Source organism: Halodesulfovibrio spirochaetisodalis, from assembly GCF_001672295.1.
Lineage (GTDB): Bacteria > Desulfobacterota > Desulfovibrionia > Desulfovibrionales > Desulfovibrionaceae > Halodesulfovibrio > Halodesulfovibrio spirochaetisodalis.
The window spans coordinates 20,526-34,337 of record NZ_JXMS01000003.1 but is presented as its reverse complement, the minus strand read 5'-3'; the positions used below and the strand labels follow the sequence as shown (position 1 = coordinate 34,337).

At 46.4% G+C, this 13,812-nt stretch carries 13 protein-coding genes; 1 reads left to right on the top strand and 12 read right to left on the bottom strand.

What is annotated here, in order from left to right:
- The first annotated feature begins 7 nt into the window (after positions 1-7).
- On the top strand, positions 8-1,540 hold the full coding sequence (ftsZ, locus tag SP90_RS02430) for a cell division protein FtsZ (RefSeq protein WP_066852187.1): 1,533 nt from the start codon (positions 8-10) through the stop codon (positions 1,538-1,540).
- 231 nt (positions 1,541-1,771) lie between these two features.
- Here the strand turns inward: ftsZ and SP90_RS02425 are convergent, their stop codons facing one another.
- The 12 genes from SP90_RS02425 to SP90_RS02370 form a co-directional block, all read right to left on the bottom strand.
- Positions 1,772-2,197, bottom strand: coding sequence for a PaaI family thioesterase (locus tag SP90_RS02425; protein WP_066852185.1), 426 nt, complete (start codon positions 2,195-2,197; stop codon positions 1,772-1,774).
- A gap of 45 nt (positions 2,198-2,242) precedes the next feature.
- On the bottom strand, positions 2,243-2,989 hold the full coding sequence (locus SP90_RS02420; protein ID WP_066852183.1) for a hypothetical protein: 747 nt from the start codon (positions 2,987-2,989) through the stop codon (positions 2,243-2,245).
- Positions 2,990-3,152: 163 nt separating this feature from the next.
- Positions 3,153-3,794, bottom strand: coding sequence for a YrbL family protein (locus tag SP90_RS02415; RefSeq protein ID WP_066852181.1), 642 nt, complete (start codon positions 3,792-3,794; stop codon positions 3,153-3,155).
- Between the two features lie 306 nt (positions 3,795-4,100).
- Positions 4,101-4,955, bottom strand: coding sequence for a zinc metalloprotease HtpX (htpX, locus tag SP90_RS02410; RefSeq protein WP_066852180.1), 855 nt, complete (start codon positions 4,953-4,955; stop codon positions 4,101-4,103).
- 153 nt (positions 4,956-5,108) lie between these two features.
- Positions 5,109-6,092, bottom strand: a complete 984-nt coding sequence (locus tag SP90_RS02405) for a 4Fe-4S binding protein (protein ID WP_066852179.1) — start codon at positions 6,090-6,092, stop codon at positions 5,109-5,111.
- A gap of 430 nt (positions 6,093-6,522) precedes the next feature.
- The gene (locus SP90_RS02400) at positions 6,523-7,179 is read right to left on the bottom strand and encodes a phosphoribosylanthranilate isomerase (RefSeq protein ID WP_231895520.1); all 657 of its coding nucleotides are present in this window, start codon (positions 7,177-7,179) and stop codon (positions 6,523-6,525) included.
- A 66-nt stretch (positions 7,180-7,245) separates the two neighbouring features.
- A complete protein-coding gene (locus SP90_RS02395; protein ID WP_066852177.1) occupies positions 7,246-8,067 on the bottom strand; it encodes a histidinol-phosphatase in 822 nt (273 codons plus the stop codon).
- A gap of 12 nt (positions 8,068-8,079) precedes the next feature.
- On the bottom strand, positions 8,080-8,364 hold the full coding sequence (locus tag SP90_RS02390; protein ID WP_066852176.1) for a late competence development ComFB family protein: 285 nt from the start codon (positions 8,362-8,364) through the stop codon (positions 8,080-8,082).
- 182 nt (positions 8,365-8,546) lie between these two features.
- Positions 8,547-9,464 (bottom strand): phosphate ABC transporter permease PstA, encoded by a 918-nt coding sequence (gene pstA / locus SP90_RS02385; protein ID WP_157471169.1) that lies wholly within the window; start codon positions 9,462-9,464, stop codon positions 8,547-8,549.
- Positions 9,465-9,479: 15 nt separating this feature from the next.
- A complete protein-coding gene (gene pstC / locus SP90_RS02380; protein ID WP_066852174.1) occupies positions 9,480-10,373 on the bottom strand; it encodes a phosphate ABC transporter permease subunit PstC in 894 nt (297 codons plus the stop codon).
- A gap of 83 nt (positions 10,374-10,456) precedes the next feature.
- A complete protein-coding gene (locus SP90_RS02375) occupies positions 10,457-11,263 on the bottom strand; it encodes a phosphate ABC transporter substrate-binding protein (RefSeq protein WP_066852172.1) in 807 nt (268 codons plus the stop codon).
- Positions 11,264-11,462: 199 nt separating this feature from the next.
- Complete coding sequence (locus SP90_RS02370) at positions 11,463-13,721, bottom strand: DUF3536 domain-containing protein (protein WP_066852170.1); 2,259 nt, start codon at positions 13,719-13,721, stop codon at positions 11,463-11,465.
- Positions 13,722-13,812: the final 91 nt, after the last annotated feature.

Genomic DNA, 13,812 nt, shown 5'->3' with positions numbered 1-13,812 from the left:
GAGGCGTATGGAATTTCATGAAATTGAAAACGACAGCCAGGCGAAGATCAAGGTTGTCGGTGTTGGTGGCGGCGGAGGCAATGCCGTTAACAACATGATCAGCTCCGTACTAAAAGGTGTTACATTTATTACTGCAAACACTGATGTACAGGCGCTGAACAATTCTCAAGCAGAAATTAAAATTCAACTTGGCGATAAACTCACAAAAGGTCTCGGCGCAGGTGCAAACCCAGCGGTAGGCCGTGAGGCAGCGCAAGAATCTATTGATCAGATCCGTAATGCAATTGGCGAAGCGGATATGGTTTTTGTTACCGCAGGTATGGGTGGGGGCACTGGTACAGGTGCGGCTCCGGTTATCGCGCAGGTAGCAAAAGAGATGGGTGCTCTTACCGTTGGTGTAGTAACCAAACCTTTCTTTTTTGAAGGTAAAAAGCGTCAGGAAGCAGCTGACGCCGGTATAGATGCATTCCGTGAGCATGTTGATTCTCTTATCACAATTCCGAACGATCGTTTGCTTTCTTTGGCTTCTAAAAAAGCAACATTCGTTGAAATGCTCAAAAAGGCTGACGAAGTTTTGTACTTCGCAGTAAAAGGTATTTCCGATCTTATTATGGTACCGGGTCTTATTAACCTTGACTTTGCTGACGTAAAAGCAGTTATGGGTGAATCCGGTCTCGCTATGATGGGTTCAGGCAGTTCTATTGGTGAAGGCCGTGCGCGTGAAGCTGCAATGAAGGCTATTACCAGTCCTCTGCTTGAAGATGTATCCATCGATGGTGCCCGTGGTGTTCTCATGAACATTACCTGTGGTCCTGACCTTACTATTGATGAAGTTAGTGAAGCAGCAGGCGCAATTCAGGAAGCAGCACACGACGATGCACGTATCTTCTTTGGTACTGTATTTGATGATTCTGTTGGTGATGAAATGCGTATTACTGTTATCGCAACCGGCATTGACACTATGGACACTGGAACACAGGGAAACGGATCAGGCGTTGCGATTAACAGCAATGGTGCACGCAGCGTAACGTCTCTTTCATCCGCCCGTGCAAGTGCACCACGCGCAGAAGCTGCGCCAGCTCAGCCTGCACAGGCATATCAGGCTCCACAGACTCAGAGCTATCAGGCTCCGCAGTCTCAGGCAGCTCCAGAACCTGCTCAGCCAACACAACAGCCACAGGCTGTTCAGGCTGCAACACAGAGTGCTCCGGCTCAACCAACTCCTGCACCAGCAGCTCCAGTTCAAGAAGCTCCTGCACAGGTGGCTCCGGTTCAACCGGCTCCAGTTCAGGCTGTTCCACAGCCTACACGCGAGCCGCAGATTGGTGAACCAAAGATGGATATCACCCATCCGGAACCGGCACGAGAAGGTTACGACTTTAAAGCCGATGATACCAATGTGCCGACGTACATTCGTCGCAGTGCACAGGCTGCGCAGCGTGCTCATAAAGTACGTCACGCTCATGAGCCGGGTAAAGACACTTTTGTTTTCGAAGAAGACTTTGAAATTCCGTCTTTCATTCGTAAGCAGGCAGACTAAAAGAATAAGACACACACATATAGTGTGTCACTAAAGCCAGTAGAGCATGTAGTTGCGTAGATACCCGTATTCGGGGGAAACGACGGGTATCCTGCAGGCTTTATGCTTGAGATAGTAGACCCTGTCTCTGAGCAGTAATCACGCCTCTCTGCTTAGAAACAGTTCGAAGCGCTGTTCAGCTAATTGCTGAACAGCGCTTTTTTATGTTCTTTCGTGTGTCGAGACCGTTCATCATTTTTTTCGTTTAATATGAAAAACGGCTCTGCCTTCTGCCTGCACAGTGTCCGGCATTGAGGCATTATAAAGCCGTACATGGACATTGGCGATAGAGTTGGAAAGCATGCGCACTTCGCCCTCACCAATAAGGTCTTCAAGCATGGCAGGGTGTTGGAAGTCTATCCTCAGGTCTATAGTTGCTGTTTTGTCTTCTGGGCCGAGGTGAGTCCATAACGACGAAGCAGCTACGATATCTACGAACATGGCTGAAATGCCGCCATGTAGAATACCGCGTTCCATATTCCCACCAAATTCTTTTTTATATGGAAGACGTAGCTTGATGAAGCCTGGTCTGGCATCCATTACCTTGATGTTGAGAAAGCTATGAAATGGGCTGCCTGATTCAATAAAGTCTATGAGCTCGTGATGTATGTCTTTCATTCTTGTATGGTATGAATAAATTGTGCTGCATGCAATGTTGAAGACTTATTTCAATTTTGAAAGGTGGCATGATTCTGTCCCGGTCGTATTGCCTGAAGAATCTGCTTGTACTCTTTTCATACGCTTCTGCGCATCTTGATTAAACATATGCAGTAAGCCCATCCCACCGTGCCCGAGATAAAAGAAGAAGAAAAGAATCGCGACAAAACGGTGTGCTGTAATAATGTCCCATGCAACAGAAAGGTTTTGAATCCAGCACACAAAAAAGAAGAACCCTAGAATAGTAAGAAGCAGTAGCAATACAATTCCAAGGCCTTGAACTACAGCAGCAAGCCCTCGCGGGTGTGGTTTAGGAAGTTGTAACTGTTCAAGAACCCGAAACATCCGGGTTTCTTTTTCTGTATCCCTATCCTTATAGATAAGGCGTAATTGCATGAGTTGATGTGCATCTTTTTTCATGACGGAAAATTGTCCGAAGATGTACGGAAACAGCCACTCAACCCCTTTTCGTTTGACGACGTTATAGCTGAAAGCAATACCAACACATAACAGTACCAGACCGTTAAGCATATGCAGCCATGTGGCAATAAAGTGATAGCCGATGTGGGAAACGCTGTTGTCAGGAAGAAAGGCGATAAAGGGGGCAAGAATAAACTGTGCTGTTGCTGCCAGCGCAACGTATGCATGGACATAGCGAACCCGCGTTATTCGCTGATGGCTTTTGAAGTAGTCAGCAACAATAGGCCAAAAGCAACACAGTAAAAAACGTAACGACAGTTTTGTATGCATCATTCAGCTCTCCGTTAGAGTAGAGAGCATATTGTACGCGCACAGTGTAATGCATAGTAGGATTTTTATGGGTAGTGAAGAAAGGAAGCGGGTGGAAACTCTTTAGGGAACCACACCTTTTGATGAGGTAAAAAAAGTGCAGGGAAGTAAGATCCCTGCACAATAATTAACTCGCGATGTTCAGATCTGAAACGGTTGTCCAGTCCTGAACCTTTGCCTCTCGGTAAGCACGCTGGAAGTTGCGCTTAACTTTTTGACGGGTGAAGTACGGAATGAACAGGTTCCATTGACTGCGGTAGATTCGGCGATTTTTTTGAAAATCGATCAGTACCGGAGTGTGCTCGTCACGAACAAGAATGTTCCTGAGAGCCACACCGAAGTGATCAAGTGAATGTTTATGGAATACATCACGTCGCAGTTGTTCCAATTTGCAGAAAAATGCGTCGGGAAGCGGTGCACCTGTATAGTGATCAAGACTTGGGGCAGTGGTTCCTTCGTTTGTCATAACCCGTTCCATTACCAGACCACGTACACCTATTGATGTCATATGCATCCCGTCAATACGAACGAAATTGCCTTTTAGAGCATCTGGAACATGTTGAATGATTTTCTGATAGTTGGCGTATTCAAACTCAAGCATATTTTCAATGCCGTACTTCTTTTTAGCCACAAGGTTCGGGTCAGGCTTTTCACCTTTAAATCTACGGTGTGGTGCCAGCACTTTTACGCACATGTTCGGTGCGTCTTTTACAACATAAATATTGCTCCAGCCGCCGACAGAAGAAATTAATTCGCCAAGTTCAATCATAGTTTGCTCTGCAGTTCCTTGAAATATTCTTTGATCAAAGCCGCTTTTTAGCTCCTTGCGCTACTCTTAGCAAGTCTCATCTAGCTAGCTGCAATTGTTCATACACTGTATGCAGTTAAGACGTAGTAACGAGGGCGAGGATATTTTCTTATCAGGCTACTCGTCAGTTAACGCCGGAATATAAAAAAGTCAGATGAAACGCATGACTCAGCTAAGCGTCTCATCTGACTTTTATTTCTTTTTTGTGCTGCTCTGATGGCAAATATCTGGCAGCTAGGAACGTTGGTGAACGTAAGCGGGAGCTATTTAGTAACGCTGCGCCATCTGACGAAGACGATTTACGCGTTCTTCAATCGGAGGGTGTGTACTAAACAGTTTTGCCATATTAGCACCGGAGAACGGATTTACAATGAACATGTGCGCTGTTGCTTCGCCACCATGCTGCATAGGAACCCGTTGTGAGTAGGCATTGAGCTTTTCCAGAGCCGAGGCAAGATACAGAGGATTGCCTGCAAGGCGTGCTCCGGTGTCGTCAGCGAGATATTCACGGGAGCGGGAGATAGCAAATTGAATGAGGCTTGCAGCTATTGGTGCTACAAATGCAAGTAACAAAGCTGCAAACGGGTTGCTGCCTTCTTCATCATCCCCACCTGCAAATCCGAAGATTGCAGCGAACTGCATGAAGTTTGCGATACTTACAATGGCAGATGCCATTACACCGGCAATTGACTGGATAAGAATGTCACGGTTGGTAATATGCCCGATTTCATGGGCAAGTACGCCTTTGAGTTCTTCTGTGGAAAGAAGCTGCATAATTCCCTGTGTAACAGCGACTACACCGTGCTCCGGATCGCGTCCTGTTGCAAACGCGTTTGGTGCTTGTTCAGGAATAACGCAGATACGCGGTTTAGGAATACCTGCTTTGTGCGCAAGTTCTTCAACCATCTGGTGCAGCATTGGTGCATCCTGTGGTCCCACTTCCTGTGCACCGTACATGCGAAGAACTATTTTGTCTGAATACCAGTAACTGCCCACGTTCATGATAAGCGCTAATGCAAAAGCGATGATGATGCCGCCTTTGCCGCCCAGTGCACCACCTAACACGATAATAATACCGGAAAGCAGAGCGAGTAACATCATGGTTTTAATGTTGCTTGTCATTGTTCTCGAGTCTCCTTACGAAAGTGATCATTGCCCTGAATGAATATGAATAATTCCTTTATCTGCAATGTATAAGTCGCGCCAGAAAAAAGGCAACCTTTCTTGTGGGAAAGGTTGCCTGGAATTTTGAAGGCGCTGTTTTTTCTCGACTCTTTATCTGTTGAAAATCATCATATGGAATTTTTGAATGAGTTGGGGCGGTGTATCTGCATACCAGTGTCCCGTGAATACCGCGACCGCATAAAAAGTTAGCAGAATACACAGTGAGCCTATGGCAATAGTAGTGAACGGTACTCTTTTGTTGAAAGCACGAACTGTAAGGCAGCCTTTAACAGGGCATACTCCGACACATTCCGTGCAACCTATACATTCTGGGGAATGTACACTAATTCGCTCATCCACATGAATTGCAGAAGGGCATATCTTTCTGCATTTTCCGCAGGATATACATGAGGTAGCGTCTCGCGTGATGGCTGTAGGGCTAAACGCGGAGCACAAGCCGAGCAGTGCTCCATATGGACAGAGAAAACGGCACCAGAAATTGCGTATAAACAGCGAAAGAATGGTTAGGACTGCAAGCACAAGCAATGTGGTTATGGAAGGGGCAGTGAAAAAAGCCAGCATCTTGGAATCAGCTACATAGTTGTAGGGGATGGTCAGGAAGCTTTCAATCTGTCGAGTACTCATTTTTATGAGGATGAAATACCCAAAGCCTGCAAGCAGAAGGTATTTAGGAATGGAAAGGATTCGTTCCATTTTGACAGGGAGTTCTTTTTGCAGCTTCAATTTACGCCCAAACTGTTCTACCAGATTGGAGACAAAGCCTACCGGACAGATATACCCGCAGAACCCTTTGCGGAAGAGTAGAGACATCCATATAAAGGCGAAGAACAGGGTAAGTCCGGCTGGATGAATCATGTCCCATTTTTGTGTCAGGATAAAACGTTTGGCAGCCATAAGCGCACTAATGGGCAGGAATGCTTCTACTGATGGTGGTTTTGGAATAAAGACCGAGGATTGTCCGGTGGCCCACAGGAAGTGCTGGAACAAGCGGTACCCGATGAAAAGGCAGAAAAAAAGAAAGAAGCATTGAACAACTCGCCGTATAGTATGTGGCGTTACACGTTTTAGGGACATAATCTGTAATCCTCGTCGACGTTACAAAAAAGAATAAATCAGCTCTACTATAGGGCAGTAGAGCGAGTGATATCTGTCAGCAACATGACAGATGCTCTACAAGAGCATACTCGTCGATTTTGAGTGGCGCTGTGATACAGGACACAAAAAAGGACATGCACTGTGTAAGTTCATGTCCTGAAATAGACCGGTTGCCGGTCGACCGGATGCCTGTTCAGCACCGGTTCATGGCTCTTAGCTTGTTTTTTTGATGTAGTATAATGCACCGAGTACAGAAGCTAAGCCGATAAAAAAGTAAACAAAATCCATTCTCTCACTCCTTGTCTGTTGAGCCTGCCAGCTCATAAAAAATGTGTCAGCCCACGCGTGGTTCTTACTGTAAATTACTGAGATTCACAAGAACATAGAGCTGATACATGGCTGAAGGTTCCTAAGGATGTTTTTTTGCGATTTCTGCAAAAGCGTCCTGTGCTTGCTGCACAAACGCGCAAACCTTCGCAACATCTTTTTTTCCGGAAGCATCTTCTACACCAGTGTGAGCATCAACTCCGGCGGGCGTTACAGTACGTATGGCCTCTGCAACGTTGTCTGCAGTCAGGCCGCCTGCAAGGATGACAGGACGCGGGGAAAGTTGCACGAGCAGCTTAGAGATGCTCCAGTCGTGCGTCATCCCTGTGGCGCCATCGGCTCCGGTTTCAGGATTGTGTGTGTCTGTAATAAAAGCGTCAACATACGGCGCTGTTTCCTGCGCAGAACGTAATAACTCCTCTTTGTTACTGCCATCAGAGCTGACCACAAGCGATTTGATGACATACAGTTCGGGAGCTATTCGTGAAAGCTTGCGCAGTTCTTCTACAGAAATGTGTCCGTGGAGTTGTACATGGGAGACTTCAAGTTCCGAACAGAATCGGGCAATTTCGTTTGCTTTACCCAGATAGGTGATGCACACAGGCAGGATTGCCGAACGAGTTCTGCTGATGATATTGCGTGCTTCATCTTCTGTAATGTCTTCCTTGTTGACCGGCAGACGTAAAGGAAGCCCCACACAGTGCACACCACAGTCTGCAAGCATGCGTGTTTCCTGCACGTCGTGGACTCCGGCAACCTGTATGAGGCCTTGAAATTGTTTGTTTTTGATAAGCATATAGCGCGATTAAAATGGTCGGGAGTGCATTTTCCCGTTTTGAAAATATACGCTTTCTGTGTACCCGAAACGGCGCGCATGTTCTTCCAGCTTATCGAAGCTGAAGGCCACAGACATGGTTGAGTGTGCGTCGGAACCAAAGGTGATTGGCAGCTTCAGCTTGCTCGCAATACCCATAACGGTTTCACACGGATAGATTTCCTGACAAAGTTTGCGGATCCCCGCAGAGGAAATCTCCATGGACATGCCGGCGTCGCGTACAGCTGTAAGAGCCTTTGTCACCAGATTTTGTGCGTCTTCAGTTGCAATCCACTTGGAAAAATGATCGCAGGAAAAAATTTTAATGATATCAGGATGCGCAATGGTATTAAATAGACCTGTTTGCGCCATGGGAATCATTGTGTTGAAGTATTTCTCATAAATAGCCGTAAGTTCGGCATCATTCAGAGATTCCCAGTCAGCCTTAGCGTAGTCAAATCCCCAGTTTTCCAGGAAATGGATGCCGCAGAGCACGTAATCGAACTCATGCTTGGCAAGTTCTTCTTTGATGAATTCTTCATTGCCTTCCATCCAGTCCATTTCAATACCCAGCAGGACAGTAACCCCATCTTTATTGTCTTTAAGAGCGGTTACCTTTTCGATGTATGTATCCCAATGTGCAGCCAGATGCTCTCTGTACTCTCTTGGGTAGTCCATGCCAGCTGGACGGGCAGAGTGTTCAGAGAAGCCGAATACTCGAATTCCTTTTTGTACGGCAGCATCGTACATTTCTTCAGGAGTGGCTTTCCCGTGGGAGTAGAGCGTGTGTATGTGGGTATCAACGGAGATCATAATAATCCTGAATTAAAGTTTAGGGTTTTCCACAACAATGGCGAATGCTTTGCGGACAGCATCTTCAATGTCACTGTCCCGTACCGGATCGCGAAGAACAATCGTTCCCTGCTGTGCATAGCGCGCAGGCAGTGAGTTGAGCGAAAGAGCATAAATGTCGAAGAGATCTTTTTCAGAAGGCTTGTAATAAGGAGGTGTCTCCAGAACCTTTTGGATAGTTTTGATGACACGGCCTTCGTTTCGGTTACGGATATCAAAGAAATTAACATCATTCAGAAGATATTTTTCGTTGGCCATAATCGCTCCCTGCATGTTTTTGCATAAAATACACATAATATTTACGGGTAGCAACGAATAACACGGAATAAGCGTAGTATCTGCAAGCAAGAATTTGCCAGAGGGTTTGTAACAGGAAAGAGCCTGCAAGTGTGTATACCTGCAGGCTCTTTCTCTATTGTGGGTCTAGTTTTGGGTGCTTGTTATGAAAGTTTACGCTGCATTCGGGCACGAAGCATAATTGCAAGAAAGTTCATGCTGAGGACAAGTGCAATAAGTACAAGAGCTGTGCCGTATTGCAGATGGCGTGTCTGTTCAATGTCAGTTCCTGCTGTAGCTAGTACATAGATGTGGTACGGAAGTGCCATGACACTGTCGAAAATAGAGCTAGGCAAGAGAGGAGAAAAGAACATGGCAGCTGTGAACATAATAGCTGCGGTTTCGCCTGCTGCACGCCCTACAGAAAGAATGGCACCGGTCAGGATTCCCGGAGCAGCCGCAGGCAGAACAATACGGTAGATAGTCTGCCATTTAGTTGCACCGAGACCCAATGAAGCTTCGCGGTACGTGGGGGAGACACTCCTTAATGCCTCTTCCGAGGCTCCAATAATAAGGGGTAGGACAAGCGCTGCAAGGGTAAGCATGCCTGCAAGGAGTGAAACCCCCATTCCAAGAACCGTGACAAAGAGAGAGAGGCCAAATAGTCCAAACACTACAGAGGGGACGCCTGCAAGATTGTTAATGGCCAGTCTGATAAGATGCACAACTTTGCCAGGTTTAGCATATTCATGCAGGTAAATTGCTGTAGCGACACCCCACGGTAGGGCAATCAGCATTGAACCATATGAAAGCGCGATTGTACCGAGTATACAAGGAAAAATTCCACCTTTTGTCATCGCATCACGCGGGCTTTCCAACAAAAATTCCCATGAGATTGCCGGAGCGCCGTAGTAAAGCACGAAACCGCAGATAATAGCTAATGCCAACGCATTAATAGCCACACTCACTTTGAATAAGGCGAACATGAATTTTTGGATGGTATGGCGCATAGAATTTGCTCCGGAAGTGGCGGGCCTGTGGTGAGCCAAGGATGTACCAGTTGTTTCTGCCAGCTGTGACATAATATTACCCCGTTGTTACAGTGTCGCCGTGCCGATCTGCTTTTTCTTTTCCGCGATGTAGGCAGCAAGAATGTTGAAAATTAATGTGAAGATGAAGAGAACCATGCCAGTTGCGAATAAGGCATAGTAGTGTTCACTCTGGAATGGCGCTTCAGCCATTTCAGCAGCAATAGATGCGGGCATAGGGCGCACGGGATCAAAAATAGATGTCGGTGTCATGGCAGCTCCGCCAGCGACCATGAGTACAACCATGGTTTCACCGATTGAACGTGCCATCCCAAGAATAACAGCGGTGCTGATACCAGAAAGAGAAGCAGGGATAACGACATTGGAGATGGTCTGCCATTTGGTTGCTCCAAGTGCCAAAGATGCTGCTCTTAACTCTTCAGGCACACTGTATATTGCATCTTCAGCGATGGACGTAATTGTAGGAACAGCCATGAATGCCAGCATGACGGAGGCGTTAAACAGGTTTAGTCCTGTAGCAATACCGAACCATTGTTGAAGCAGTGGAGCAACAACGACCATGCCGAAAAAGCCGATTACAACGGACGGCAGAGCCTGCAGCATTTCTACGAGAGGCTTAATGATGCTGCGCATGCGCGGTGATGCGATCTCTGCAAGATAAATTGCAGTCATTAATCCCAACGGAATAGCAATGCAGGAAGAAAGCGCAGTTACCGCCAGTGAGCCTGTAATCATTGGCAAAATTCCGAAATCCGGTGGGTCGTCAGTAGGGTACCAGTATTTCCCGAAAAGGAAGTTCGGTACGGATACGTCATTAAAAATAGGCAACCCTTCCATAATGAGGAAGACCATTATGAGGGTCAGTACGAGAATACTCGTGGAGGCGATGGCAAAAAAACTACCGTGGATTGCCATTTCCTTATGTTGTCTTGAAATCCGCATAGTATGTCCCCAATAGTGCAGATGTATGAAACCTGCCTTTCCCCGATGGAAGGAAAGGCAGGCTAATATAGACAGCAGCTTCTCTAGCGACGGATAAAGCCTGCCTGCTCAACGATGTCCTGACCTTTCGGGGAGAGAATGAACTCGACGAGCTGGGTTGCAGCCGGAGAAGGTGCAGAAGATGTGTAGATCTGCAGTGTACGTGCTACCGGGTAAGATTTATCTTTAGCAGTCGTTGCACTGCCTTTGATACCGTCTACAGAAAGCGGCTTAACAGTGTTGTTGATGTAGCCGATTCCGTCGTATGCAATAGCATTTTTGTTTTTGGAAACAGCCTGAAGTACAGCACCGGAAGAAGCCTGAAGAAGAGCACCCGGGAATACACGTGCTTTCTTCATAACAATTTTATGCCATGTTTCGTAGGTGCCGGAAGATGTGTCACGGGAAATTACGATAATTTTTGCATCAGGGCCGCCAACTTCTTTCCAGTTAGTGATGTTGCCTTCGTAGATGGCTTTCAGTTGATCTTTAGTAAGGTTGTTCACTGGGTTGGAAGGGTGAACAATAGGAATAACTGCATCCAGAGCGATTACATGCTCAACTGGAGTAAGTTTTTTGGACTCAGCGAGTTTGATTTCTTTGCCTTTCATTTTACGTGAAGCCATAGCAATGTCAGTGCTACCGTCAAGAAGAGCCTTAATACCATTGGAAGAGCCGCCACCGGAAACAGCCACTGGAGTGCCAGTTTCAGCAATGAATGCTTCTACTGCGCGCTGCATGATTGGCAGTACGGTGGTAGAACCTTTTACGGTAATTGAGTTAGCTGCCATTGCAGGAGCAGCGAGAGCGACGACGAAAAGAGCAGATAAAATATAAGACCAAGGACGCATGTTCATTCCTCCAAATTAAATACATGGATGTTTTTGTTTCGTTGGGAGGAAAATAAAGAAGGTGTGTTACGAAAACGTGTCGCATGCTGCACAAGTCTGTGACGCCGTGTTATAACTCTTTTTTTCTTTAAAATATAAGTAAAAACAAAAGGATGGAGTGTCTCTCTCCATCCTTTTTTATTCTATGCAAGGTCTTTTGTTACGGGAGTGATAGGTTAAGCAATCGTGCTATTTTTCGAGTATGCGGGTCACGTTGCTTTTCTTGCCATATGAAATAGAGCAGGTCATCCATAGGGGCTTCAGGGAAAAGCTCCATGGCACGCTCCAGTATGCCCGTTGCCTTAAAATAAGCAGGGTCATCACCTGAAAGCATTGCAATAAGCCTGTCTTCTACCTTCTTAAGCGTGATAGTCGGATCATACTGCTTACGGGCAATCCAGCCTTGAACATAGTAACGCAGGCAGGCGATTTGCTTTGTTTTTAACTGCACTTCGCAATGCTCAGAGAATATGTATCCTTCGATGAGGGCAGGGCAGACAACATTCCATAGATGCCCTGCGGGCTGATCTGTCTGGCCTTCTGTCCATGTTTCGAAGAGGACAGTGGCGTCAAGGCCTAGTGGAGTGTAGGCTGCCACAAGATTTTCAAGTACATGCTGCATAAAGTGTACGGTGACTGATTGGCGTTTGTTACGCGGCAGGGCTGTGTACATGCAGCTTTGTGCCCCTTTGTCGTCGATTGTAGCTGTTACTGTTGAACTGTTCATGAAACCAGGTGGCAGCTTTGCATACTGCCAAGTCATATTGATACCCAGCGAGGAGTCTTTCCAGAACATGATGGCTTTGCCTGTAAAATGATTGTCCTCAATGTTTTCCGGTGTGACTTTTATGCTGACGTTACTCCATGTGACCAGATAGGTTTTCCCTTTTTGCGGGAAATAGTTGTCATTACTCAGCAGTAGCAGTGCCTGTAATAGAATGGATGCTTCAGACTCTCTTCTGGGCAGAATACGTTCATATAATAGTTCTTTTCCGGTCTCATGCCCTTTCTTATTGGACACGGCATCAGCCAGAATTTCTGCAAAATCGTCTATACGGGTATGCCCTTCGAATTCAGCAAGAATATCCAGTGCGTGTATAGCAAATGAAAGTGCATTTTTGGGTTCAATGCGTGTAAGTTCATCAAAAAACCATGCACAGCTGGCAAAGCCGGAAAGCGCTTGTTCCTGCATGAACAGTAGCAATGTTGCTTCATGCAGCTGTTGGCCGGTTAACCCTTCTTTGGCGTGTTTTGTCAGAAATTTATCCAGCGGGGTATGCCCCGAAAGAACATGACCATATGAATTGAGCGCTTTTTCTGGTGCGTCGTAGTAATTGCCTGCTTTTAAATCAAAGAAGTTGTCCACGCATTCTTTCATGAAGTTCATGGCGTCCCGTAACGGCTTTCGCCATTCTTGCTGCCAGTCTGGATGCCCACCGGCTGTGCAACCGCAGTTGCTTTTCCAGCGCTCAACTCCGTGCGAACAGCTCCATGCTGATGGCTCATGCAGCCGAACCTGTTTTTGCGGAGGATTGCCAATAAGAAAAGAGGCTAGGTTGGTGAGCTCAATATCGTCCCTTGCCGCGCGAGCATTATCAATAACATGGGCAAGAGCCATCTCTCCGAACTTGCAATGGTGTCCATATGTTTCCCCGTCAGTACTGATGGTAAGAACACCATTGTTTGCAAATGCTTTTATTTTGCTCCAGAAGGTGTCACCGTCTGACAACAGGCGTTCGAATGCAACAGCCTGTGAAATTTCTGCATCATAAAAGAAGACTGCTATTGCACGACCGCTTGGTAGTACAATTTGATACGGTATTGATGTGTCGAACTCCCCGCCGGAAATATCGTACCATTCTCCATTTTCTTCCAATGCTTTTGCCTGATAGGGGGAAAGGATAGTAAATTTTATGTCATGACTGGCGAGGACTTCCAGCGTGTCTGTATCAACGGCACACTCAGCAAGCCACATGCCTTCCGGTTTACGTTCAAAGCGGTGTTCGAAGTCTTGAATAGCCCATTGAACTTCCAGCTCTTTATCACGTCCTTTAGCCAACGGCATGATCGCATGATGGTATATCTGTGCTATGGCGTTTCCGTGCCCGAACCTTCGGACGCTTGCTTTATCTGCTTCAATGATACGTCGATAGAGAGCAGGAAACGCAGTTTCCATCCAGCGCATAAGAGTCGGGCCGACATTAAAATTTATCCATTCATAGCAGTTTACCAGTTCAATAATGTTTCCATTGGCGTCAAGGCGTTTTGCAAAAGCAAGAGGGGTGTAACTTTCACGTGTTATTCGCTCGTTCCAGTTGACCATTGGCGCAGCACTGCCTTCAGGCATGATTTCGCCAAGCCAGGGATCTTCACGCGGGGGTTGGTAAAAGTGACCGTGGATACAGAGATAACGGGACATAGCTCCTCCATGATACTTCAATTCGTAAAATTGTATCATAAAAGGATGACAGATGGCCGTTAGCATGATTATGTAACTGTATAACAACACC

Coding starts and splice junctions, on each gene's coding strand:
- SP90_RS02420 (WP_066852183.1), bottom strand. CDS start 2,989: ATGATGCATACAAAACTGTCGTTACGTTTTTTACTGTGTTGCTTTTGG.
- SP90_RS02415 (WP_066852181.1), bottom strand. CDS start 3,794: ATGATTGAACTTGGCGAATTAATTTCTTCTGTCGGCGGCTGGAGCAAT.
- SP90_RS02370 (WP_066852170.1), bottom strand. CDS start 13,721: ATGTCCCGTTATCTCTGTATCCACGGTCACTTTTACCAACCCCCGCGT.
- SP90_RS02375 (WP_066852172.1), bottom strand. CDS start 11,263: ATGCGTCCTTGGTCTTATATTTTATCTGCTCTTTTCGTCGTCGCTCTC.
- SP90_RS02390 (WP_066852176.1), bottom strand. CDS start 8,364: ATGGCCAACGAAAAATATCTTCTGAATGATGTTAATTTCTTTGATATC.
- pstC (WP_066852174.1), bottom strand. CDS start 10,373: ATGCGGATTTCAAGACAACATAAGGAAATGGCAATCCACGGTAGTTTT.
- htpX (WP_066852180.1), bottom strand. CDS start 4,955: ATGACAAGCAACATTAAAACCATGATGTTACTCGCTCTGCTTTCCGGT.
- ftsZ (WP_066852187.1), top strand. CDS start 8: ATGGAATTTCATGAAATTGAAAACGACAGCCAGGCGAAGATCAAGGTT.
- SP90_RS02425 (WP_066852185.1), bottom strand. CDS start 2,197: ATGAAAGACATACATCACGAGCTCATAGACTTTATTGAATCAGGCAGC.
- pstA (WP_157471169.1), bottom strand. CDS start 9,464: ATGTCACAGCTGGCAGAAACAACTGGTACATCCTTGGCTCACCACAGG.
- SP90_RS02395 (WP_066852177.1), bottom strand. CDS start 8,067: ATGATCTCCGTTGATACCCACATACACACGCTCTACTCCCACGGGAAA.
- SP90_RS02405 (WP_066852179.1), bottom strand. CDS start 6,092: ATGTCCCTAAAACGTGTAACGCCACATACTATACGGCGAGTTGTTCAA.